Below are 23,580 nucleotides of genomic sequence, written 5' to 3'. Positions count from 1 at the left end.
GCTTTAGTTGTAGGTGTGTTAGCGGAGCGTAACGCACCATCTTATAAATGTGTAGGTTGGGTACTTATATATTTAGATTCAGATCCGTCTCATCAACTATGACTTATCCTTAATTCGTGTTTTGCTTTCTAAAATCTCTTTTAAAATCAACGTAACTGCGGCGAGTAAAGCAAGTAAAACTGCTGCTGAGAAAGCGGCTTCGGTGTTATATTGCTTATAAGCTTCTTCCACAAATAAAGGTAAACTTTGAGTCGTATTTGCCACATTTCCCGACACCACCGATACCGCTCCAAACTCGCCCATGGCGCGGGCATTTGTTAATAATACTCCATACATCAAACCCCAGCGAATATTCGGCAGCGTCACGCGCCAAAATATCTGCCAATCGCTAGCACCAAGCGTTCGAGCGGCTTCTTCTTGATCTACACCAGCTTCTTCCAAGACTGGAATTACTTCCCTCACCACAAATGGCATACTTACAAAAGCTGTTGCTAAAGCCATCCCTGGAAAAGCAAACACAATATCGATACCTCTGTCTTGCAACCAGCCACCAAACCAACCTTGACGACCGTAAAGTAGCATGATCATTAAGCCTGCAACAACGGGGGAAATCGATAATGGTAAATCGATAATACTCAATAGTAACGTCCGCCCAGGAAATTTGTGTCGCGCGATCGACCAAGCAGCACACAAACCAAATACTGTATTAATCGGGACGGTAATTAATGCTAGTAATAATGTGATCCTGACTGCACTAAGAAAATGTGGATCGGTCAGATTCGCTATAAATGGATCGATACCTTTGTGGAATGCTTGATAAAAAACATTAATTGCTGGGATATAGATAATCAGAGTAATATACCCGATCGATAATCCGATTAGAACAGTCGGTACCCAATTAAGTTGTTTTTTATCTGGCCCTTGACGGACTAAAGTATTGACAGGATTACTAGTCTTCATAACGTTGACCCCAAGCTTGTAGAATATTAATCCCTAGCAATAATATAAGCGAAATTCCGAGTAAAACTATGCCAATTGTCGTCGCTCCAGCATAGTCATATTGCTCCAACCGTTGGAAGATTAAAACAGGTGCGATCAAATCTTTAAATGGGGTATTGGAAGCGATAATCACCGTCGAACCATATTCCCCGACTGCACGGGAAAATCCCAAAGCCATTCCAGTGAGAATCGATGGTAATAATGGGGGGAGGATCACTTGTCGAAAAGTTTGCCAGTCCGACGCACCCAGACACCAGGCTGCTTCCTCGATATCTCGTTCCAGCTCAATCAATACGGGTTGAACGGTACGGACGATAAAGGGGAGTGAGATAAATAACATTGCCATGCCTACACCCAACCGCGTGAAGGCGATTTTGATGCCAAAGGGAGCGAATAAACTGCCAATCCAACCATTATCACTATAAACTGTAGCTAATGTCAGACCAGCAACTGAAGTAGGGAGAGCAAAAGGTAGATCGATCGAGGCATCGATAATCCGTTTACCAGGAAAATCATACCGCACCAAGACCCACGCGATCGCCGTACCAAAGAGACCATTAATTAAGGTGGCAATGAGCGAAGTCGTAAAGGTAATATCATAGGTGGACAAAGCGAGGGGGCTACTCGCCACTTCCCAGAATCTTGCCCAGCCACCGCTCCCAGCTTTGGCAAACATCGCCCCCAGCGGGAGAAACAGCATCGCGCTCAGGTAAAACCACATGATGCGCCAAGTCCATGAGAGATGACGAATGCGATCGAACCACACTTTCCAAGCTGGTTTGGGTTTGACGAGGTGGGCAGGGATGACGTTGCTCATATATAGAAGTTAAAAGTCTAAATTTCATAGTGCCAGAAAGGATCGCGGTCGAGCGAAACGATAAAATGACGCTGATGTCGTTGAATAATTCCGCGTTCGACTAAAGATCCCACGATCCGAGTCGTCGTAACTCTCGACGTGCCGACAATTTCTGAAATTTCTTGATGGGTTAATAATAGATCGATTAAATGACCGCCCGCCACAGCTTGTCCGAATCTACTTGCCAGCCAATTCAATAATCGCACAATCGCTAGTTCGATACTCCGATTGTGGACAATTTTGATAAATTCTTCGTGATGGCGAAGATGTTGAAGCAGCTCCTCCGTCATATCTCCCAATTGGCTCACCGGAATCGGTTGGACAGTCGTCTTAGTCAAACATTCGATTTCATAAGGCTCGATCGTGGAGAGACTGCTACCCACGATATCCCCTTTCCCCCAGATTCCCAAGACAATCATCTCTCCCGCTTCAGTCCAGGTCAGAGTCCGCACGATCCCCGCTTCAATTTTCCAGAAAAAATCTGACTCCTCAGGTAAGGTTGTCCGGCGTTGGAAGTGACGGTTGATGTTCGTTCGTGTCAGTGTTGGCATCAGCTTTGAGAAATGAATAATCTATCTAAACTTGGCTCTAGGCAACAGCAAAATCGCAAGGCTGCCATTTTTGTTGAAGTCGCTGGATATGTGCGTGGAGTTGTTGACGGTAATCAGTCGGTAAATTACAGGTAGCTGCACCACGCATCACCACTCCTGCATACCAATCATTCGGGGGGTATTCCGTTGACAATTTATCTAATACCACATAAGTCTTCACCTGAACATAATGTCGATCTTGACACCACACATCTACCAATTCATGGCGATAGCCACCTCGGGGTACATGTTCGCGCAGATCCAAAGCCGGAATTAGCCTAGCAGGCAATCGATACAAGACTCCGTGAACTGTTGAATCCCGATCGGGTACGATATCTAATGCCCCACAATTACGATGCTGGGCATAGTAGTAAAAGCCAAGTCGATAGCCTGCAAGCGTTGCCGTACCAATGATGTAAGGCTCGGCAGCTTCTTGCAATGTGCGCTGTAAATCTACAGGGCACATACAGGAACCATAGGCAAAGTAATAGCAAAATAATTCAGATTCTCTACTTAGCATGATGGAGATCGAACCTAGAAAAAATTCATCAACAGTTGTAACAAAACGGTGCCAAGATATCGATATTTTAGATTTTAAAACATCAAAAATATCGATATTGCTATTTGCTAATTATCGCTGACAGAGAATCTTGGCGATCGAGATCGGAACGATTTTCCAGATGATAAGTTGCACCAGTATCAATTGGCACTAAACCATGAGAAAAGACTGCTACCCCTAAAGCCTGGAGATCCGTTAGAGCCTTTTCGATATCTTGGAGATGACCTTCTAAAGTGAGATTAAACCAGCCACCACCAGTGGCTTTGCGGTCTAATACGGCTGCTTTAAAATTGACGATTAGATGATAGTTAGCGATCAGTTTGGCTAAAACTGGCTCCTGATGTAGTTGTTGGGGAATATTAATATCGATCGATTGTAAAAAATTTGGTTGAGATTCATTCAAGGATAGATCGGTCATTTAAAATCACCTCTTTTGGCTTGATAACTAAAAAGCTTGTCTGCGAGTCGGCTGCGCTGAGTACGAGCCGCCCCATTTCAACCTGTAATCTAACTTTTGTGTCTTGGTGTGAGTGTGGTCGATCGCCAAGATCGATACATCTACGGTATTTTTATGGACTTACAGTAGATTCATTTGCGATCTTAGCATGACTTGTGCTAAAGTCGAGATAATAATAACGGTAAGTAGATAGGTAAACAGTAGTAATCTGTTGAAATGCCATTATTTCAGATAGGTAGATAGATGATGAACGATACCCAACCTCTGACCGAGACAAATCGGCACGATTATCCGCAGGATAGGCTTCGCCAACGATCGCTATCGCTGCTAGATCGCATTCAACCTAGAATTACTGCCAACCCGATCGAAGTCGCGATCGCCGATTGGCAAATAATTAAACAACGCGATCCAGCCGCCCGCAATTGGTTAGAAATCTTATTTTGCTACCCTGGTTTTCAGGCAATATCGTGCTACCGATTATTCCATTGGTTGTATTGTCTGGGCGTGCCATTTTTGCCACGATTTATGGCAAGTTTAAATCGGTTTTTGACAGGAATTGAAATTCATCCTGGTGCGACAATTGGCAAAGGGGTATTTATCGACCACGGTACGGGGGTCGTAATTGGTGAAACTGCAATTATTGGCGATGGCGTGGTCATTTATCAAGGCGTAACGCTTGGTGGTACTGGCAAAGAAACTGGGAAACGCCATCCCACCCTGGGCAATAATGTCTTAGTAGGAGCGGGAGCCAAGATTTTAGGTAACATTCAGATTGGCGATCGCACGAGCATCGGTGCGGGTTCGGTCGTATTGAGAGATATTCCCAGCGACTGTACTGTTGTAGGCATTCCCGGACGCGTAATTCGCAATGGTAGTCGCCCGTTGGCGTAGCCTACCGGAGGTAATCGATACATCCCAAAATCAGGACAATTTACCCGATCTCGAAGCTGAAGTCATTAGTAAGTTATTCGATCGAATTAAGAGTTTAGAACAGCAAGTTCGCGACCTCAACGATCGACTGCATCCGACTAGTGCAGGAGAGATCGAAACCGATCGGATTCAGGACGTAGCGGCGAACGATAAAGCGATCGAAGATTTCCTCTATGGTGCAGGAATTTAATTGTTAATAATAATTTAGAAAAGAGCGAATAATTATGAAAATTGCTAATAATGTTACAGAATTAATCGGTAAGACTCCGTTAGTAAGACTCAATCGCATTCCCCAATCGGAAGGTTGCGGAGCAGAAATTTTAGTTAAATTGGAAGGGATGAACCCTGCCGCCTCAGTCAAAGATCGGATTGGGGCGAGCATGATTGCCGCCGCAGAAGCCGCAGGGCAGATCGCACCGGGTAAAAGCATCATCGTCGAACCAACTTCTGGGAATACCGGAATTGCCTTAGCGATGGTCGCCGCAGCTAAGGGTTATCGACTGATCCTAACGATGCCCGAAACTATGAGTTTAGAACGCCGCGCCATGCTCAAAGCCTACGGCGCACAGCTAGAATTAACCCCAGGGGTTGAGGGGATGAAGGGGGCGATTCGCCGCGCCGAGGAAATCGTCGCCAGATTGCCCAATGCTTTTATGCCTCAGCAATTCAACAATCCTGCCAATCCTAAAATTCACCGCGAAACCACTGCTGAAGAATTGTGGGCAGATACCGATGGCGCGATCGATATCATCGTCGGCGGGGTCGGTACTGGCGGTACGATTACTGGCATTGCTGAAGTTATCAAGCCCCGCAAACCGAGTTTTAAAGTTGTGGCTGTCGAACCGATAAATAGTCATGTCTTGTCTGGGGGTCAACCAGGAGCGCACAAAATTCAAGGGATTGGGGCGGGATTCGTACCAAAGGTACTGCGGACAGATCTCATCGATGAGGTAATTCAGGTGACAGATGATGAAAGCATTAACTTCGGTCGTCGGTTAGCCAGAGAAGAGGGGCTACTGTCGGGGATTTCGTCGGGAGCAGCTTTGTGGGCAGCGATTCAAATTGGCAAACGCCCAGAAAACGCTGATAAGCTAATTGTGTTCATTCAACCCAGTTTTGGCGAACGCTATCTCAGCACGGCGTTATTTCAAGATTTGCCAGATATCGAAGTCGTTAAGTTGCCTTCGCTAGCTGGTGTTTGAGCATTCAAACAATACGACCTTTGAAAGGGTTGGGATATAAAGCCGCTTGGCTTTCGATCCCAACTTCAAATCGACAATTAGACCGAGCATACGCCACGCACAACAACACGTATCCAGCGGCAATTTGTGCTGGCTTGAGACACAATTGGGCAGATCCATCGACCTCGCCTGAGATTAATTTTGCAGCACAAGTGATGCAAGCACCATAGCGGCAACCAACAGGTAAACGCAAACCAGATTGTTCGATAGCATCTAAAATCTGGACATCGGGAGCGACATCAATTGCGATGCCGCCCCGATTTACCAATTCAACTCGATATGTATCCATCTAGATCCAAATATCTGAAGTACAACCACCGCCAGGATAGCGCATCTCATGAGCGCGCGCCGCACCTTTGGGTTCGCGCCCAAAATCGATGTAAAAATCTTCGTTAATTGAGAGTCCACCCTTGTCGAGATCGCAATCAATTTGCAACATATAAGATCCAGTTTTGTTCATGTCTGGATAAAACTGATTATCCCAAGTGCTAAATAGCGAACTCGTGACGTATAGCCGCTTGCCATCCAAGCTCAATTGCAGCATTTGAGGGCCACCTACTAACTTCCGCCCGTTAATTTCACCACATTGCCCCAGCAAGCCCCCACACCAGACTTGCCCGACTAACTGGGGCTGGGCGGGATCGGTGATATCATACTGGCGAATATCTCCATGCAACCAGTTGGAGAAATAGAGATAGCGATCGTCCAACGAAATCAACAAGTCTGTAATTAGCGATGGGACGGGAAAATCCCAACCGGCTAACTCGACTGCTGGCACATCGACAACTTTAGTAACTTGCCAATCATCGTTATCTCGATGCCAGTGCCAAATATTGCTACTTAGAGCCGCCCCGACATAGCCGTGCGTGCTATCGGGATTGTGAAGAAAGCGAACTTCTAAGGGAATTAAGCCCTCCGCACCCAAATCGACAGTTTGGATGACTTCCCGCTTTTCCCAGTCCCAAAAGTGCAAATGTTGACCGTAATTACCCGCTGCCACATCCTGGAGATCGAAGCCTGGATAAAAGGTTTTGGGTGCCGCCCACTCGCTGCTAACCATCACGTTATGACGCGGTTGGTACCAGAAGTCATAGTTAAACTTCATCGACTCGGCTTGGCGTTCCCACCGTCCCGCGATCTCAAAGTTTTCATCTAGGAGTAAAAATCCACCTGGAGCATTACCCTCCGCATCGCCGAGCATCGACACCATAATTTGACTATTAGCTAAACAGTGAACGGTATGGGGAGCCGTCAAATTAGTTTTAGCCTTAATATCTTCTGGCTCGATGACTTTGTGAATTTTGGGTGCTTTGCTGTCAGAAGTATCCACAATATAAATCCGACTAGAGCGTATGCCTGGAATCACCAAGAATCGCCGAGATTTGCTACTATCATCGTGACAAGAACTGCAAGCATTCCAGCCAAAATGATGCAACTCGTCACCGATATACGGCATCGGTAAACGGTGAATTACTTGACTATAAGTAGGCGATGCGGGATCGCTATCGATCGTGGTGAGATAGTCAGGCTCTTGGATACCTGTACCAGTATAAAGTGCGATCGTATATAACAATTGCTCCCGCTCTGCTGTCATCGCTGCTTGCGGAGATTCATAACCAGGGCCACAACATTGATGTGCCATATCTTCATGCTCCAATTTGATGTCGCTGTATGCAATTAAATTCTTTCCATCCGATCGATCTTACACTCTAGATTGAGGGGTCTGAGTCTGATGAATTTTCAATCGTCCCTCGATCGAAAATTCATCAGTTTATCCCTCTAAAAACTTTTTTATAGAAAATATCGCTGGCTTCCCGACCATCTTTCGCCTTGAATGTCAACAAGCCGATCCTACCTGATTTTGATATCGAAATCACGTTGATTTAGAATTGTGGATTCAATCGAGATTGGGTAGAAAAAGACATTGGTTTAGTCTCTGCTAGAGATGAACCAACATCTCTAGGACTATTTTTTCTCAGCTTGAATCTTGTCGTAGATACCGCCGTCGTCGAAGAATTTTTTCTGAACATCATCCCAACCACCATATTCTGCTACAGTCCCTAAAGTTTTAATCTTCGGGAACCGTGGATCTGCCACTGTCGCCGCTGGACGATAGCCCAGCTTGACAAATTCGGCTTGAGATTCAGGCGCGAACATGTATTTGACAAAAGCTTCAACGACTTCGCGATTGCCGTGTTTATCGACATTTTTATCGACAATCGCGACGGGAGTATCGATCGCAACATTAACCTCTGGCACTACATAATCGAGCGGTTGACCTTTTTCTTTAGCAAAGATCGTCTCATTTTCGTAGTTTAGTAAAGCATCCCCCTGTCCCTGTTTGACAAAAGCATCGGTGGCTTCTCGCGCATCTTTAGGCTGAACGACGACGTTTTTGAAGGCGGTTGTGACAAATTCTGTGGCTTTGGCTTCATTTCCGCCAGATTTAACGGCACTATTCCATAAGGCTAAGAAATTCCATCTTGCTCCACCGGACGTTTTGGGATTGGCTGTCACCCATTTGACATCGGGACGCGCCAAATCGGTAAAGGATTTAATTTGTTTGGGATTGCCTGGGCGGGTAACAATCGCTACTACAGACTGAGCGACAATGCCTTGATTGGGTAACTTTTTAGCCCAATCTGCCGATACGAGTGAGGCTTGAGCTAATTTATTGACATCACCTCCCACCGCCAGATGCACCACATCCGCTGGCAAACCATCAATCACCGCACGGGTTTGAGAACCCGAACCGCCATATGTCTGCTTGAAAGTAACTTTTTGATTGTGTTCCTGTTGCCATTTCGCCACGAACTTTTTGATAATTACATCGTGAGCAGCTTTGGGTATAGCGTAGCCAACTAGAGTGATTTCGACATCTTTTTTTTGTCCTGCACCAGACTGAGGATTGCTAGCTGAGGGAGTATCGCCACCCCTGCCGCAAGCAACTAGAGAAAGGCTCAAACCCGCACCAATCAATACTCCTGCTATCGAGCTTGTCACCCTTTGGCTGACCGTCATGACGTTACCTCTTAACATCTACTGTATTTAGATCGGAATAGTGTTCAAATCTAAATATTATCTTAGCAACATCCCTAGCGCAGGTCAACAGAATTGCTGTTGCTTGCTGGATATCGTTACAAAAATCGCCCTATTCTCCATATATTAATGACCTCTGACTGAGGGGTTTACAAATCGCATACAGGATCGCAATAATTGAGAATGTCAGTAGAATTACAACCACTGGAAACTTACCAATTAATTCTCCTGGTAAAACGCTAAGAAATTGTTTAGGCTGGGTGACTAGACTCCAACTATTGAATCTAAGGAATCGTCCGATATAGATCCCGATCGCACACAATAGATGTAAGCTTAATTCAGTTAGAGCTGTGTATCGATCGAGCTGATATTTTATTAAATATTTACCGACATTAATCAAGGAAAATACATAAGCAAACCAGCCAACCCCAATAAATACGATATAAATTGGTAAAATAACTAAGGTAACGACCCATGCAGAATAGATTGTCCGTACAGCCGCATAAAAATGAATAATGTCTGTTAAAATATAAGGTGCATTAGGTAGAATCACAATAAATAGAAATAATCCGATCCACCATAAAATTGACCGATTTCGGTCTTGAAGGATTGGTGATTTCGATCGCGAGAGACTATTTAATATCATAATTAGTCCGATCGAGATGGCGATAAAAATCAATCTAACTCCCCACAAGGAAATTATAATTCTTTCTAAGGCTTCGAGTAAATTACCATTATTGTATTTTTTAATACCGACAATAAAGCTGAGACTTAATAGAATATAAGTACTCCAACAAAACAATCGCGATCGAGGCTGGTAAAAGAGCGAAAAACTCAAAGCCAGTGGTACCAATGCTAAAAAAGTATTCCAGGCAATCCGACCGATATCGCTGGCAATAACTTGAGTAAGTGGATCTGTCCAGTTAGAGATTTGGGCTAAGAGCATTTGACCTCCTGGGATCGGATCTAAGATCGATTGCTAACTTCCAACGATCGACTTCAACTAATCTAACAACTTTTACGTTTGAGCCGTGTGGGAATCCCGATGACAACACGTTGATAAAGCCTGTCGAACTCTCGATCGAAATGTGCGGCGACGATCGGGTTATCCTGAATTACCAATAATGTCTCATCATTCCGATAATTTGCAGCATTTGACCAATTATGCGAACCAGTAATCACAGTTCGTCGATCGATGATGCCAAACTTATGGTGGAGTAAATCTCCAGTGGGTAAAGTCGGTACCCCAATCGCCAATGGCAAGTTAGTTGCTCCAGCCGTCTGACAGAGATTGGCATCGACCCCCATTAGTGGCAAAGCCGAACTATAATCTCGATAAGCGAACTGTCGATCGATTACTCCCCGCACCTTCACACCGCGCTGAGATTGAGCTTGTAAAATATTACCCAGCGCAGGCTCCGAAAAGACAAATAGAGCCAAATCGACTTGTTGTTGGCTAGTACCGAGCAACTTACCGATCGAGCCGTTACTACTATCTTCCCACGCTTGCTGCTGAGAAGTCGGCGAAAATTGCACCAAGACGCGGGTTTTACCTACAAGTACTTCAACTGCTGGACGTGTGGGTTTACGTGCCTTAAACTGGCTAATTTGGCTACCTGTAGTGCCATCTCCCCACATCAGGTTAAACTCAGTCGCAAAGGCAGCGGCTAATTCCCCACTGTCAATCTGGACGAGATTATTTTGATTCCCCTCACTATCTGGATGACTAAAATCTCCATAGATATCACTCATCGTCCAATTTGCTGAAGTGACAATGATTTGATGTCTGTCTACTAGCATGAATTTATGGTGCATCAAGCCACTTCCCTTAGAACCATCCGCAGTATCATCAAGGATGGGGATTTTGGCATTCCGCAGGATAACTAGTGCATCGCGCTGGTTAATCTCATCCTGAGTGAGAGTTCCATTGCCATCGATATCTACCAATTTTTGAAATTGTTGATAACGTTCGCGCTCTCGTGGTGTCAATCCATCGATTTCGGCGGCTGTCAATTCACTCAATGGACGACTATATTTGTGTTCCAAAATTACCCGCACCTTGATTCCAGCCTGTGATTTAGCTGCTAAAGCTTGGGCGATATTGGGTAATCGAAACTCTTGTACTGCTACGTCGATCTGTGACTGTGCCGAGTCGATGGCGACAATTAACTTAGCTGCCAAATCTGTGCCTTGTCTGGTTTTGCGTCGGTAAGGTTCGGTAAACTCGGACGATCGATCGTGATTGAAATAAACTTGAATCGACTCATCTTGTGGTAAAGGTAGTAGTTTCGCGTTTGTCGATGGGGAACGGAACCAAAACCAATATCCACAAAAAATGGCAACACCGATGCTTCCAAGAGCTAAACTAGATAAGAGAGAGGAGTGTGATGTGCCCAGAGCACTGCTAAATCGTCGAAATTTCACCAGAAAACTCACAAACTATGAATGATAAACTGTGTATTTATAGCTCATGACTACTAATACGGTGACGATCTCAGTCACTTCCAACGGTTGAAGTGTACTTGAAGCATTGTATCATTTATTACTCATGTGTTGTTGAATATCACTGCCTAGCTGACGATAAACTTCTAAAATTGAAGAACGTTGTTCGTTCAGCTTTGCTGGAATCAAGGCAATCGTTAACTAGATCTCAGCGCGAGGGTATACTGAGATCGACGACAATGCTGACGATCGGAGCATCTGGATTAGATCTTCACTCAGTTAGATCGGCAGAATCGACATCATTGTTTAACTTCCCATGCAGTTAATTTGTAACTGCTTACCTACCATTTTTACTAAATACATTAGATATCGGGGTATATATTATGAGCAGACGCAGAAAAATGTTTCAATGCGGTCATAAAGGCTATGGACAGATTTGTCACCGTTGCCTCCAGGAGGAGGTAGATGTAAATGAAAAGAAAGAGAAAAAACGGACTTGGCATGATAGTTTTGCATTCGATCCGATCGATCTAAAAAGCTTACCATCTCATGTGGTTTTAAAAGCTAGAAATATTATTATCGGTTTACAAGATCGCAGGAATTATCGAGAATTTGGTGGAAAAAGGCTGCGCCATAATCGATTGGTAATTAGTATTCCTGTGACCCGCAATTATCGCATGTTATGCTTTGAGCTAGATGGTGTTCTTCAACCCAAAGAAGTGCTATCCCATGAAGACTATAATATCTGCAAACCAGGCAGCTAGCAGGAGATTCAGCTATCTTTTTAGCTGAATCTAATTGCAAAAAATGACTGAAAAATAATTATTCACACTAGTCCATGCAGATTTATCTAGATCATAGTGCGACAACTCCCACGCGCACTGAAGCGATCGCTGCCATGCACCGAGTTCTCACCTCAGAATGGGGCAATCCTTCGAGTATCCATCAATGGGGCGAACGCTCCTCAACCTCGATCGAACAAGCGAGATTTCAAGTAGCAGCATTAATTAATGCCAACCCCGATGCGATCGCGTTTACATCTGGGGGTACTGAAGCTAATAATCAAGCGATTATGGGGGTAGCAAATCGGTATGATATCCCCCAACATTTGATTATTTCTAGTGTGGAACATTCCTCAATTAGTGCGCCAGTTCAATGGTTAGAAAATCGCGGGTGGCAAGTAACTAGATTACCAGTAGATCGATCGGGGCGCGTAAATCCTGACGATTTGGCGACGGCAATACGTCCGAATACCGTACTGGTATCGATCATCTATGCTCAAAGTGAAGTCGGAACTATTCAACCGATCGTGGAATTAGCCGCGATCTGTCGTCAGTACCAAGTTTACTTCCATACGGATGCCGTTCAAGCTGCGGGTAGAATAGCGATCGATGTTCAAATGGGGATCGATCTCCTGTCGATCTCCAGTCACAAACTTTATGGGCCACAGGGTACAGGCGCACTATATATCCGTCCTGGTTTAGAATTAGTGCCGCTCTTAGCTGGTGGCGGACAAGAAATGGGCTGGAGATCGGGAACTCAAGCCGTTCCCCAAATTGCGGGATTCGGTGTGGCGGCGGAGTTAGCCAGTGAAGAATTAGCGGCTGAAAATCTGAGATTAATCGGTTTGCGCGATCGATTCTTCGATCTATTGTCCGATTGTCCGATCCTTATCCCCACAGGCGACAAAATTCACCGCCTCCCCCATCACCTCAGCTTTTGTCTGGCGATCCCCAGTTGTCATTCCCAAGCACCCATCACTGGTAAAACGATCGTCCGACAACTCAACCTCGCCGGAATCGGCATCAGTTCTGGAGCCGCTTGTGCCAGTGGCAAACTTACTCCCAGTCCCATCTTATTGGCGATGGGATACAGCCAAACTGATGCAGTCGGCGGAATTCGGCTGACACTCGGCAGAAGCACCACCCCAGCCGATATCGACTGGACGGCAATGGTGTTGAAGCAAATTCTCGAAAGGCTGACTCCACAGTTAGTCTGTGTATAGTTGCCTCGTGGCAATAGGATCGAAAAAGTCTTACCTAATTCAACTGAGCTTATTTACACACTTTTTTGACGTTGGGCAACTGACTAGCTTTATCCCACCAAGTTCGGAGTTTTGGCGTTTCGGCTGTCACCGCGTCAAATACTGGAGTTTGGGCAAGGTAAACAAAGATCGGGATCAGATAGAAATCGGCGATGCTCACATTGTCACCGAGCAGATATTGACTACCTCTAGCAATAGACTCGATCGCTTTGAGTGCAGTTTGGGTAGGCGCGATCGCATTTTTTACTTTAGCCTCATCAGTTTTGCCACCCTGACTGGGGACGATGAGACTTTGAATTACAATGGTACCGATCGCTGGAGCATACAGATAGCTATCGATAATCGCCATGATTTGACGCATCCGTGCTTGCAGCATCGGTTCGGCGGGGCTAAACTTTCGCTCGGCTAAGACTGTATCGAGGTATTCAGTAATCGCCGCCGTTTCATAGAGCAGTTCGCCATCTACTTCCAGAGTAGGCACCTTACCAAAGGGATGCTTGGCAAGGTACTCTGGCGACTGGCTTTCGCCATTGAAAATATTGACGCTCTTGAGGGTATACTCTGCGCCGATTTCCTCTAGCAGCAGCCGCACAGTTCGGACATAGGTACTAGCAGTTAATCCGTAAATAAGTAGTTTTGACACGATCGATCCTCAAGATGTTCATTTCCTAATTATGAACGAGTCAGGAGATATTGACCATTGCCATTGTATTGGCCATCGCAAGTCGCAAAAGCTGATGCCAGCATCAGCAAATAGAACCGCCAGATCCGCCGAAATTTGGCGTAGTCCATCTGATAATCTAGCAGCTTAATACTGTCTTGAGCAGCATCGAATCGCTCTAACCAGGCTGTAAATGTTTTGTGATAGTTCATCCCATTGATGTACCATCGATCGATCGTCTGGAGATCGCGATTGTGGCTGGGCACCGCATCATAATTCCAGTAACGACCGTGTGGGAAAATATACTTGTGAGTGAAGCCAGACGACATATTATTCGGAATCCGGGCGGTAATAATATGAATGAATACCTTACCATCACTTTCGAGCAGAGATGCCAGTTTTTGAAAAGCATTGGTGAGATTTCCAACGTGACAAAAAACACCGATCGAGAGAATTTTATCAAATTTTTCGGCAAATTCTACCTCGTTCAAATCGCCTTCATACAGTGTAAATCTATCCGAACTCAAGTAGCTGTTGGGATCTTGCATTTTGTGGCGGATGTACTCGCACTGATGATGACTCAAATTCAACCCTGTAAACCGCACATTGGGAAATTTAGACATAATGTAGTTGGGGACACAACCCCAGCCGCAACCAAAATCTAAGATTCGATCGCCATCGACGATCTCTAGTTTTTCAATGACTCGATCGATCATCTGGATTTGGGATGCTTCTAGATCTGTCGCGCCATCTTCCCACAAGCCCATACTGTACTTAGGATAGATAATGTCCCAATCTCCCAACATTTGATTGAGCATCGCTTGGGGTAAGTCATATTGCACCTTCATCAATTCTGGCGAAGATTCTGCCAATCGATCGGATTCATTTAATACCCATTCATAGGGGGCGAGTAAACCTGGGGCGTGTTGAAATAACATCGACATTGATGTGTCCATCATCGATCGAAAGACCGAATCTGGAATTTCTAACCCATTAATATAAGCTTCCGCTAGTGCCATTTGAGACACATTCAAAGCACTAGCCATCAATCGTGTTGCCTTATAGCCGATCGAACTTTTTAGAGTTACATTTCCCACGCTCGGAGAATATGTTTGACTAGTTGAAAATAAATTTTTTGAAGTCATTTTTTTCTCCATCGCTTAAAGGACTGCTCCACTAAAAGCTCAAAAGCCTTGCTAGCAAATGATTTATTATCAAAAGCTACAGCAGTAAAATATCTGTCAAGGGTCAGTGCTGTTTCCCTTAGCAGTTCGATCGAGAGATCGAAATACATTGAGATTAACTTGATTGGAGCTACTACTATTGAAACAAATAAATGTGAGGAAATTGTGAGTTTCGATGAAGTGCTACTGGGGCAGATCGTTCGCGAAGCGTGGGCTTTGCCCAATCGCTGGTACTAAATCTAATCGATACTTATATAGAGCTACTGGAGATCCGAGTGTACTGAGAGATCGCAAGTAGTCAGGATCTTGAGGTGAGAGATAGATTGCTGAAATCTGAGTGGCGGTAATTGTCGGTGTGGGAGTGGATGAAAATTGGTAATTAGTCGTTGTTTCGACAGTATTTAGATAAATTGTCGAACTAGTCCGAAAAACTTGTTGAGACACTTCGGTAGAAATGAACCGATTGGGGTTGAGAGTTTCTCGTTGGAGTAGCCGCTGAGAATCAGCATCAAATCCTGTCACAAAAGCCTCTAATTGCCGATCTTGAGTAAGTCGGGTTATTTGTTTAGTCGGATTTTGAGGATCTATTGTCACCGATTGAACATTAGCTGCACCTAGATAAGCAATAGCAATATTTAAGCCATTAAATGCTCGATCTGCAACAATTTGCGGTGCGGGTAAACTAGATTTGAGTCGGGGAAGATTGAGTGGTGAAAATTTGAGAGCTTTAGTGGGATCTGTCGGGATGAATTGGACTGTAAAGTCGATCGGTTTATTGATATTGATATATTGCCGATTGCTTTCAAAGCCAGGAGTGACTATTTCGGGTGCTAAGGGGGCGATTTGTTCGATTAGGGTACTTGTAGCAACCCACCGTCCTAGAAACCACTCAGGATAGGTCAATTCGCCCTCATGCTGCCTGACGAATGGTTGACGATCCCAATTTGGATATCGATCGATCCTGTCGCTTAATGCTCCGGCGATCGCGCCCTGAGAGCTGCACCACCAAATCGCGATCGCACCGATACAGGTCAAAATTTTCTGGACTAAACTATTCATATTTTGGTGGCGTGGCTTTTCAGGGAATTGTTTTTATTAGCTGCTTGTATTGAGCGAATCGGCAGGCGATATATACTTGTGAGTTGCGAGTTTTTTTAGTGTGGGCAGAACCCGGATCTGGGGGTCGGAACCCCCAGACCCCCCGTTGAGGAGCGATTCGCGCTCGTCGGGTTCCCCGACGGTTTAGCGAATCAAGACAGCGGAACGCCGCCCCTCAAACTCCCCTGCGTATGGATGGCTGGTGGAAAGCTGAGAGCGGCATTCGCTCCATTTTAGATTTTAGTTGGAGGTTACTCGATCGTTATGTATAGCAATCCTAAATGAAAAGCTAGGTTGATGTAGGGTGTGTTAGGCACAAGCCGTAACGCACCAGTATTTGATACTTATCGCAATTTTCTTAACCCTAACTGAGATTATTTAGTTCTCAAAAGTGGTGTAGGGACAATTCATATGCCTACATCACTTTTGAGTGATACCCCTTGCGGGTATTACCCTCGGCTCACAAGACCTTGCACTGTCCGTAATGTCGCAATAAGTGATCGCATAATACTAGTGCAACCATCGCCTCCACCATTGGTACTGCACGGGGTAAAACACATGGATCGTGTCTGCCTTTGGCTGCTAGAGTTGTTTCTAACCCTGATTGGGTGACAGTATTTTGCTCTTTGCGAATCGTTGCTGTCGGTTTAAAGGCTACTCTGATGATGATATTTTCGCCATTAGAAATTCCGCCTTGGGTACCGCCAGAGCGATTGGTACGCGTGCGAATTTCGCCATTTTCATCTGGATAAAACTCATCATTGTGTTCGCTACCTGTGAGCAGTGTACCTGCGAAACCCGAACCAATTTCAAAACCCTTGGTGGCGGGGAGCGACATCACCCCTTTGGCGATATCTGCTTCCAACCTATCGAATACTGGAGAGCCTAAACCTTTGGGGACATTGCGTACCACGCATTCTACCACTCCGCCGATCGAGTCGCCTTCCCTGCCAATCGCTTCAATTCGATCGATCATCTGCTCTGCACATGTCAGATCTGGACACCGCACAATATTACTTTCTACCTGCTCCATCGTCACAGTGTCGGTATCGACAGTTGCTTCGATATCCTGAATCCGCTTGACATAGCCGATGACTTCGACATGATTAAAAATGTGTAGAATCTTCTTGGCAATCGCCCCAGCAGCTACTCTTCCAATTGTTTCCCGCGCTGAAGATCTACCGCCACCTTGCCAATTCCGAATCCCATATTTGGCATCATAAGTCGCATCCGCATGAGAGGGACGATAAGTCTGCACCATCTCATCATAGTCTTGAGACCTGGCATCTTTATTTCTCACCAGGATACTAATCGGTGTCCCCGTAGTTTTCCCTTCAAACACCCCAGACAGAATTTCGCAGGTATCAGTCTCCTTGCGGGGTGTTGTAATCTTACTCTGTCCGGGACGGCGACGATCGAGTTCAACTTGGATTTCCGTTGCACTAATCTCTACCAGCGGCGGACAACCATCAATGATGACACCTACCCCACCCCCATGCGATTCGCCATAGGTTGTAATTCTAAATAAATGCCCAAATGTGTTGCCCATCTTACTCGATCTTCAGTGATTATTTACTAGTTTACCCTGCATGGCAGGGCAGAGAATATTTGAGCTGGTGTCCGAAAATTTTAAACTGTAGGCGTTGTGTTCGATCGTTTATGTATCTCTGTAGAGGCGGTACTTCATGCTTGCCCTCTGAGGGTTGAGATTCTCATTTAGGATTGCTCTAGTAGTATTGTTGCTCGTGTCATCAGTCCATCACAGAATACATGAACTATTAGTGTGGATATATTACGCTATAGATAGTGGTTGGAAAAAGTCAATATCCCTAGATACGATCGCTCTGCTTTGTTTTGATTGATTTCGGTTTTTTTAATAAATTTAGATTAGAATATTGATCCCTCCTCACACTGGCATATCACTATGGTACCAACCAATTTAGATCGTGCCCATCATACAGAACTAGTTATTGATAGTAATATCGATCGAGCATTAGTATCACTTAATTTTAGATCTTTACAGGCAAATTCTGCTTACGATCGATTGTTTATTTCTCCACAAATTTCTCGAAATAATAGCGGTCAGATTGTGCCAAGTTGGATGAAAAGATATCATCACTGTATCAAGGGTGGTTGGTGGTGTAATGGTCTCGATCCTTTGAATAATTGGCAACCGATGGAATGGGGAACATTTAAGCCAAATCATCCAGCTAAAAATCAGGATGGAAAGATCATTAAATACGAGCATCCACCCACGATCTCGACCAGATTATTTTGTTTGCGAGTAACTAAAGAAATCTGGATTCAGACGGCAAGTTTATTTAAAGTAAAATTGCCTGGAAAAATTGAGGTGGATTCACAGGGTGAAGCGATTGGTTTTTGGCAATGGATCGTCGATCGACAAATCCCGATCGTTGTCTGCGAGGGTGTGAAGAAAGCGGCTGCCTTATTGACTTATGGCTATCCGGCGATCGCCTTGCCAGGGATTAATAGTGGCTATCGAGTCATGCGCGATTTTCAGGGTAATACTATTGGTAGAAATATCATTCCCGAACTGGCTATATTTACACGAAAGAAGCAAGAAATATCAATCTGTTTTGATTATGAATTAGTCCCTCACAAAGCGAAGTTATTAGATACAGCGATCGTTCATTTGGGCGAACTATTACAGCAGTCTGGTTGCAATGTTAAAGTAATTAGATTGCCAGGGCTAGAAAAGGGAATTGATGACTTTATTGTGGCGCAGGGAGTTAGTGCTTTTACAGAAATTTATCAGCAAGCATTAGAATTAGAAGTAGATCTGGCTCGATCGAAGCGACATAGTGAATTAACTTATCCAGCTAATCTAATCATGGATCGTCGATATTTACATCGGATCGATTTCCCTAGTAGTGGTATTGTTGGAGTAAAATCGTCAAAAGGGACGGGTAAAACTACGGCACTCATTCCGGTAGTTGCGATCGCTCAAGAACACAATCGTCCAGTATTGTTATTGACACATCGAATCCAACTAGGACGATTTTTGTGTCAGCGAATTGGCGTAAATTGGATTAACGAACAGCTTCCAAAGCAACAATCTGACAGCCTGGGTTTGTGTCTAGATTCCATGTGGAAACTGAATCCTGCCGATTGGGAAGGTGGGGTAATTATTTTAGATGAAGTCGAACAGTCACTCTGGCATTTACTCCATAGTTCCACCTGCAAAAAAAAGCGGCTAGCGATTTTAAAAACCTTTCAACACCTAATTGCTAGAGTCGTCGAGACAAATGGACTAGTCATCGCTCAAGATGCAGATTTGTCAGATATCTCGATCGATTATCTCAAGCGATTGGCTAATAATGAGGTAGAGCCGTGGATTGCGATCAATAAATGGCAAGCCGAGCGGGGATGGGATGTGTATTTCTACGATAGCCCCAATCCTACCGCGCTGATCCACCAACTAGAATTAGATCTCCGTGCTGGGCATAAATGCTATGTTACCACTGACAGTCGATCGGGTCGCTATGGCTCTGATACGATCGATCGCTATATCAAACAAACCCTCAAGCAACTCGAAGACAGTTATACCAAAACTCTAGTAGTTTGCAGTCATACTACTAATACTACCGGACATCCAGCCGTAGATTTTGTTTCATCGATAAATACTCAAGCTCCAGAATACGATGCGGTATTTGTAACGCCGACTTTAGGCACAGGAGTAAGTATCGATGTCAAGCATTTCGATCGAGTATATGGGATTTTTCAAGGAGTAATCCCTGATGCGGAAGTACGTCAGGCATTAGCTAGAGTTCGCGCTAATGTACCTCGATATATCTGGTGTGCTAAACGTGGGATGGGCACGATTGGGAGTGGTAGCAATAATTATCGATCGCTTGCTTATTGGTATCAAGAGAATTACAAAGAAAATTATGCACTGATGTGTCCACTTACCCGAATTGATGTCGATTTACCCTTTGTTTTCGATCCGATTCACTTACGAACTTGGGCAAAATTTGCCGCGAGAATTAATGCTTCAATTACGCTATATCGGGATGCTGTCAAAGCGGGATTGATTGGTGAAGGACATCAAATCCACATTATTAGTGAAGATCGCGATCGAGAGAGCTTGCAAGAACTCCGCACTGCACTGATGCACGCCACCAAAACAGATCCTCAAAAATCTCTAGAAATCATGCGAGAAATTGCTGACATTCATAAAGGTAAATCTCAACGCGATCGCGAATATAATCTCATCGGTACTCAAACTAAAAAAATTCAACAACAAGTCAAACTCCAATCAGCACAGGCGATCGCGACTGCATCAGATCTCGGACATCGCGACTATCAGTATTTAACTAACAAGCGATTTATCACCGACTTAGAACGCGCTCAGATCGAAAAATATACACTGCAACAGCGATACGGTGTCACCGTTACTCCCGAACTAAAACTGAAGGATGATAAAGGTTATTATGGGCAACTACTCACTCATTTCTATCTACTCAATCATCAACAGTATTTACCCCGATCGATTTATTTAGTTTGGGATCGAGATCTAGAAGCTAGACCAGATCGAGTCTTTCTACCTGATGCTAATCATCACATTCTCAAAATTCAAGGACTACTAGCATTAGGTATTATTAACTTTTTAGAACCCAATCGACAGTTACAAATTAGCGATCCAGATCTGATTTCACTCAAAAAAATCAGTTATCTGTGCAGCCAACATATCAAACGGGCGATCGGCATCGATATGCCCAATTATAGTAATGGAGAAGTCAACCCGATTTTAGTGCTCAATCGCTTCTTACAGCTCTTGGGTTTGAAAGTTCAACCCATTCAGTCAGGATTGGATCGAGACAAAATTGCTGGTACTTATCAACTCGATCGATCTTTATTAAATGACGGTCGTGCCGAAATATTTCAGGTCTGGCAACATCAACAAAGCCGAGAACTCATCCATTCAGCTTCATAAAAGATCCCCGACTTCCTTGAGAAGTCGGGGATCTAAATTAGCGATTGCTACTCATTGCTGGAGCTTTGCCAGAATTAGGACTAGCCAGATTAGGTTTGTTTTGTAATACAGCGACCGCGCGTTGGTACTGCGGATCTTGAGTACTTCCCATCAAAGCGGGAGAATCAGCAAGGTTTCGTTGCTCCAATGAGTTGAGATCGACTTTCACATCAGGAGTGACCCCTTTATGCCCGATGTCGGTACCATTAGGAGTATAGTAATGAGCGACAGTCACCGCCATCCCTGAGCCATCTGAGAGCGAATGTACGGATTGAACTAGAGCTTTCCCAAAAGTTTGGGTACCGACTATCTGTGCGCGGCGATTGTCTTTGAGTGCGCCCGCGAGAATCTCGCTGGCACTTGCGGAATTACCATCAACCAAGACAGCCATCGGTAGTTGAGTCAAAGCACCTTGCACGGCGCGAAAATCTTCATTACCACCTTTGCGATCGACTGTTTTGACGATCGTGCCATTATCTAACCACATCCGAGCAATTTCCACACTAGCCTGGAGTAATCCACCAGGATTTCCACGCATATCGAGCACATAAGCACTCACTTGCTTGCGATTGAGATCTTTGATTGCCTTTTGCATCTGCTCGGAAGAGTGGGAGCTAAATTCTGATAAACGGATGTAGCCGACTTTGAGATTGCCTTCCTGTTTGGCTTCGGAGAAGACGGACGATACCTCAATTTGGGCACGGGTGAGGGGGATATCAAAGGGACTGTTGCCACCACGAGCAATTTTGAGCGTAATAGATTTGCCAATTTCGCCCCGAATCAATGAGATCGCGCCTTCTAGCTTCATATTTTTGGTAGACTTACCATCGATCGCGAGGATGATGTCTCCAGTCTTGATTCCGGCTTTAGATGCGGGCGAATTTTCGATCGCTTCGGCGACTATTAGCTGCCCAGTGCCGGGGTTAGCCTCTAGTCTGATCCCCACGCCGGACATTTCACCACTGGTTTGATTATTTAGTGATTGGAATTGCTGTGGATCCATGAACCGAGTGTAAGGATCGCCCAATTTTTTGAGAGTCGATCGGATCGCTAGATATGCTTCTTGGCGGCTGCTATATTTGCGCTTGAGCAGTTCCATTCTGGTTCTTTGCCAGTCCAAACGATTGAAAGTACCGTCTACATACTCACGATTGACAATCTGCCAAGCCTCGTCCACGATCGCTTTGGGACTGTCTTTATACGCCGCTAAGGTGGAACTAGCAAAAATCGGTAGCAATGTTGTCAGACAGGCTCCAGTAAACATTGCTCCACGCAGAACTAGTTTATACTGCCAAACAGATCGGAATTTAGATGGATCGGTCATAGGAATAATTGTGGCGTTGCTGGGAGGTGATTACTTGGACATTGGCGGAGTAGATCGGCACGATAATCGATCGAACCCGTTCAAACGTCTAGAGGCTGGACTTGTGTCTTTGATAATCTAACTTAATCTAGCTAATTTTGCTTGCACAACTGTTGCTTTTACTTGAATATTTGTGAATAAGATTAATAAAAGTTAATTCGTGGTAGCAAAATATCTATATCTAATAATTTTAGTCTACTGAAATCTCAATTGTCATCAATCTGGTCAAATTGGCGACATCGGGATGTGGTAGAGATCGTCACTGGTGAAAGTGCGAGCGTCTGGTGAATCGGGATGTTCGCGATGGCACCGAGCCGCAAAATTACAGTACTGGCACAAACCTGTGGACGCTGCTACTTGTGGAAAAAGTTCCCGATTCACGGACGCATCGAGCCAATCGGTTAATTTAGCTAGTAATGCGAGTAGATCTGTCTGAGTTTGCCGATGTTGCTTGAGCGTATAGCTAATTTTCACAGACTTGGGCTGGGGAGTAGATTGGATAAACCAGTAAGTAAAAGCAATTTGTTTGGGTAAATACTCGCTGGTTTCGGCAAGAATATACAAATAGAGTCGAGTTTGCCATTCGAGATCTAGATCTTTTTTATATCTGGGGAGTGGGTAAGTTTTCCAATCGATAATATCCGCTCTGTCGGGTTGTAAAATCAACAGATCGTAAATCGCGGTAAATAAGTAATTATTGATTTCTAGTGTCCGCACATGTTCGCTCTCTCTCCAGGTGCGATCGTCTCTCTGAAATAGTTCTGGTGCTGTCTGGAGCATTGCCTCCATCCACGTATTTAGTTGAGGCGATCGGGCGAGAATCGGCTCGATCGGTAGTCCCAATTCTCGCTGGTGCATCAATAGATGAAAATCACTTCCCAGTTGAGTTTTTGACTGTTGAGTCGGGTTCATCGGCAATGTCAATCGATCGCAATAAGTATGCTCAAATTGACGCGGACAAGTTTCGAGGATTTTGAGATGTCTCTGGGAGATTCGTAACACGATTAAATTAATTGATAATTGATAATTGATAATTGATAATTGATAATTGATAATTGATAATTGATAATTGATAATTGATAATTGATAATTGATAATTGATAATTGATAATTGATAATTGATA

At 44.6% G+C, this 23,580-nt stretch carries 21 protein-coding genes and 1 pseudogene; 6 read left to right on the top strand and 16 right to left on the bottom strand.

From position 1 onward, the window contains the following. Positions 1-96 precede the first annotated feature (96 nt). The 5 genes from cysW to ACEW9J_RS26375 form a co-directional block, all read right to left on the bottom strand. On the bottom strand, positions 97-960 hold the full coding sequence (gene cysW / locus ACEW9J_RS26395) for a sulfate ABC transporter permease subunit CysW (RefSeq protein ID WP_373548039.1): 864 nt from the start codon (positions 958-960) through the stop codon (positions 97-99). Continuing rightward, positions 950-1,816 carry a sulfate ABC transporter permease subunit CysT gene (gene cysT / locus ACEW9J_RS26390; RefSeq protein WP_373548038.1) on the bottom strand — a complete coding sequence of 289 codons (867 nt, stop codon included), beginning with the start codon at positions 1,814-1,816 and terminating at the stop codon, positions 950-952. The genes cysW and cysT overlap by 11 nt, the downstream gene beginning before the upstream one ends. Before the next feature lie 17 nt (positions 1,817-1,833). Then, positions 1,834-2,406 carry a Crp/Fnr family transcriptional regulator gene (locus tag ACEW9J_RS26385; RefSeq protein WP_373548037.1) on the bottom strand — a complete coding sequence of 191 codons (573 nt, stop codon included), beginning with the start codon at positions 2,404-2,406 and terminating at the stop codon, positions 1,834-1,836. Positions 2,407-2,443: 37 nt separating this feature from the next. Then, positions 2,444-2,965 (bottom strand): gamma-glutamylcyclotransferase family protein, encoded by a 522-nt coding sequence (locus ACEW9J_RS26380; RefSeq protein WP_373548036.1) that lies wholly within the window; start codon positions 2,963-2,965, stop codon positions 2,444-2,446. Positions 2,966-3,065: 100 nt separating this feature from the next. Beyond that, on the bottom strand, positions 3,066-3,422 hold the full coding sequence (locus ACEW9J_RS26375; RefSeq protein WP_373548035.1) for an NIL domain-containing protein: 357 nt from the start codon (positions 3,420-3,422) through the stop codon (positions 3,066-3,068). A 285-nt stretch (positions 3,423-3,707) separates the two neighbouring features. Here ACEW9J_RS26375 and cysE point away from each other — a divergent pair. The 3 genes and pseudogenes from cysE to cysK form a co-directional block, all read left to right on the top strand. After that, positions 3,708-4,326, top strand: a pseudogene (gene cysE, locus ACEW9J_RS26370) (serine O-acetyltransferase); the annotation flags it as partial. Positions 4,327-4,329: 3 nt separating this feature from the next. Next, the gene (locus ACEW9J_RS26365) at positions 4,330-4,581 is read left to right on the top strand and encodes a hypothetical protein (protein ID WP_373548034.1); all 252 of its coding nucleotides are present in this window, start codon (positions 4,330-4,332) and stop codon (positions 4,579-4,581) included. Positions 4,582-4,615: 34 nt separating this feature from the next. Next, positions 4,616-5,593, top strand: coding sequence for a cysteine synthase A (gene cysK / locus ACEW9J_RS26360; RefSeq protein ID WP_373548033.1), 978 nt, complete (start codon positions 4,616-4,618; stop codon positions 5,591-5,593). Positions 5,594-5,597: 4 nt separating this feature from the next. On the opposite strand, the gene ACEW9J_RS26355 is transcribed toward cysK, so the two are convergent. The 5 genes from ACEW9J_RS26355 to ACEW9J_RS26335 all read right to left on the bottom strand — a co-directional run bounded on the left by ACEW9J_RS26355 (position 5,598) and on the right by ACEW9J_RS26335 (position 11,095). Further along, positions 5,598-5,921, bottom strand: coding sequence for a 2Fe-2S iron-sulfur cluster-binding protein (locus ACEW9J_RS26355; RefSeq protein ID WP_373548032.1), 324 nt, complete (start codon positions 5,919-5,921; stop codon positions 5,598-5,600). Beyond that, on the bottom strand, positions 5,922-7,274 hold the full coding sequence (locus tag ACEW9J_RS26350; protein ID WP_373548031.1) for a selenium-binding family protein: 1,353 nt from the start codon (positions 7,272-7,274) through the stop codon (positions 5,922-5,924). Positions 7,275-7,597: 323 nt separating this feature from the next. After that, positions 7,598-8,671, bottom strand: a complete 1,074-nt coding sequence (locus ACEW9J_RS26345) for a sulfate ABC transporter substrate-binding protein (protein ID WP_373548030.1) — start codon at positions 8,669-8,671, stop codon at positions 7,598-7,600. 112 nt (positions 8,672-8,783) lie between these two features. Beyond that, positions 8,784-9,617 (bottom strand): DUF1361 domain-containing protein, encoded by an 834-nt coding sequence (locus tag ACEW9J_RS26340; RefSeq protein WP_373548029.1) that lies wholly within the window; start codon positions 9,615-9,617, stop codon positions 8,784-8,786. Between the two features lie 62 nt (positions 9,618-9,679). After that, positions 9,680-11,095, bottom strand: coding sequence for a phosphatidylserine/phosphatidylglycerophosphate/cardiolipin synthase family protein (locus tag ACEW9J_RS26335; protein WP_373548028.1), 1,416 nt, complete (start codon positions 11,093-11,095; stop codon positions 9,680-9,682). A 401-nt stretch (positions 11,096-11,496) separates the two neighbouring features. Between ACEW9J_RS26335 and ACEW9J_RS26330 the strand changes: the two genes are divergently transcribed. After that, on the top strand, positions 11,497-11,877 hold the full coding sequence (locus tag ACEW9J_RS26330) for a hypothetical protein (RefSeq protein ID WP_373548027.1): 381 nt from the start codon (positions 11,497-11,499) through the stop codon (positions 11,875-11,877). Positions 11,878-11,951: 74 nt separating this feature from the next. After that, positions 11,952-13,118 (top strand): cysteine desulfurase family protein, encoded by a 1,167-nt coding sequence (locus ACEW9J_RS26325; RefSeq protein WP_373548026.1) that lies wholly within the window; start codon positions 11,952-11,954, stop codon positions 13,116-13,118. Between the two features lie 49 nt (positions 13,119-13,167). On the opposite strand, the gene ACEW9J_RS26320 is transcribed toward ACEW9J_RS26325, so the two are convergent. From ACEW9J_RS26320 to aroC, 4 genes are all read right to left on the bottom strand, one after another. Continuing rightward, positions 13,168-13,800: a glutathione S-transferase family protein gene (locus tag ACEW9J_RS26320; protein ID WP_373548025.1), complete on the bottom strand. Its 633-nt coding sequence runs from the start codon at positions 13,798-13,800 to the stop codon at positions 13,168-13,170. Between the two features lie 29 nt (positions 13,801-13,829). Further along, on the bottom strand, positions 13,830-14,963 hold the full coding sequence (locus tag ACEW9J_RS26315; protein WP_373548024.1) for a cyclopropane-fatty-acyl-phospholipid synthase family protein: 1,134 nt from the start codon (positions 14,961-14,963) through the stop codon (positions 13,830-13,832). A gap of 222 nt (positions 14,964-15,185) precedes the next feature. Further along, complete coding sequence (locus tag ACEW9J_RS26310; protein ID WP_373548023.1) at positions 15,186-16,061, bottom strand: DUF6816 family protein; 876 nt, start codon at positions 16,059-16,061, stop codon at positions 15,186-15,188. Between the two features lie 499 nt (positions 16,062-16,560). Continuing rightward, entirely contained in the window at positions 16,561-17,649 is a 1,089-nt protein-coding gene (gene aroC, locus ACEW9J_RS26305; RefSeq protein ID WP_373548022.1) for a chorismate synthase, read from the bottom strand. 375 nt (positions 17,650-18,024) lie between these two features. On the opposite strand from aroC, the gene ACEW9J_RS26300 reads away from it, so the two are divergent. Beyond that, entirely contained in the window at positions 18,025-21,054 is a 3,030-nt protein-coding gene (locus ACEW9J_RS26300; protein WP_373548021.1) for a plasmid replication protein, CyRepA1 family, read from the top strand. Between the two features lie 37 nt (positions 21,055-21,091). Here the strand turns inward: ACEW9J_RS26300 and ctpB are convergent, their stop codons facing one another. After that, the gene (gene ctpB / locus ACEW9J_RS26295) at positions 21,092-22,417 is read right to left on the bottom strand and encodes a carboxyl-terminal processing protease CtpB (protein ID WP_373548020.1); all 1,326 of its coding nucleotides are present in this window, start codon (positions 22,415-22,417) and stop codon (positions 21,092-21,094) included. A gap of 264 nt (positions 22,418-22,681) precedes the next feature. Further along, positions 22,682-23,580: PD-(D/E)XK nuclease family protein (locus ACEW9J_RS26290; protein ID WP_373548019.1), on the bottom strand; the 899-nt coding region annotated here is incomplete at its 5' end.

Origin of the sequence: Chamaesiphon sp., from assembly GCF_041737865.1 — a bacterium.
Taxonomy (GTDB): Bacteria; Cyanobacteriota; Cyanobacteriia; order Cyanobacteriales; family Chamaesiphonaceae; genus Chamaesiphon.
Note: the sequence above shows the minus strand (reverse complement) of the source record. Positions and strands in the feature narration are given on the sequence as shown.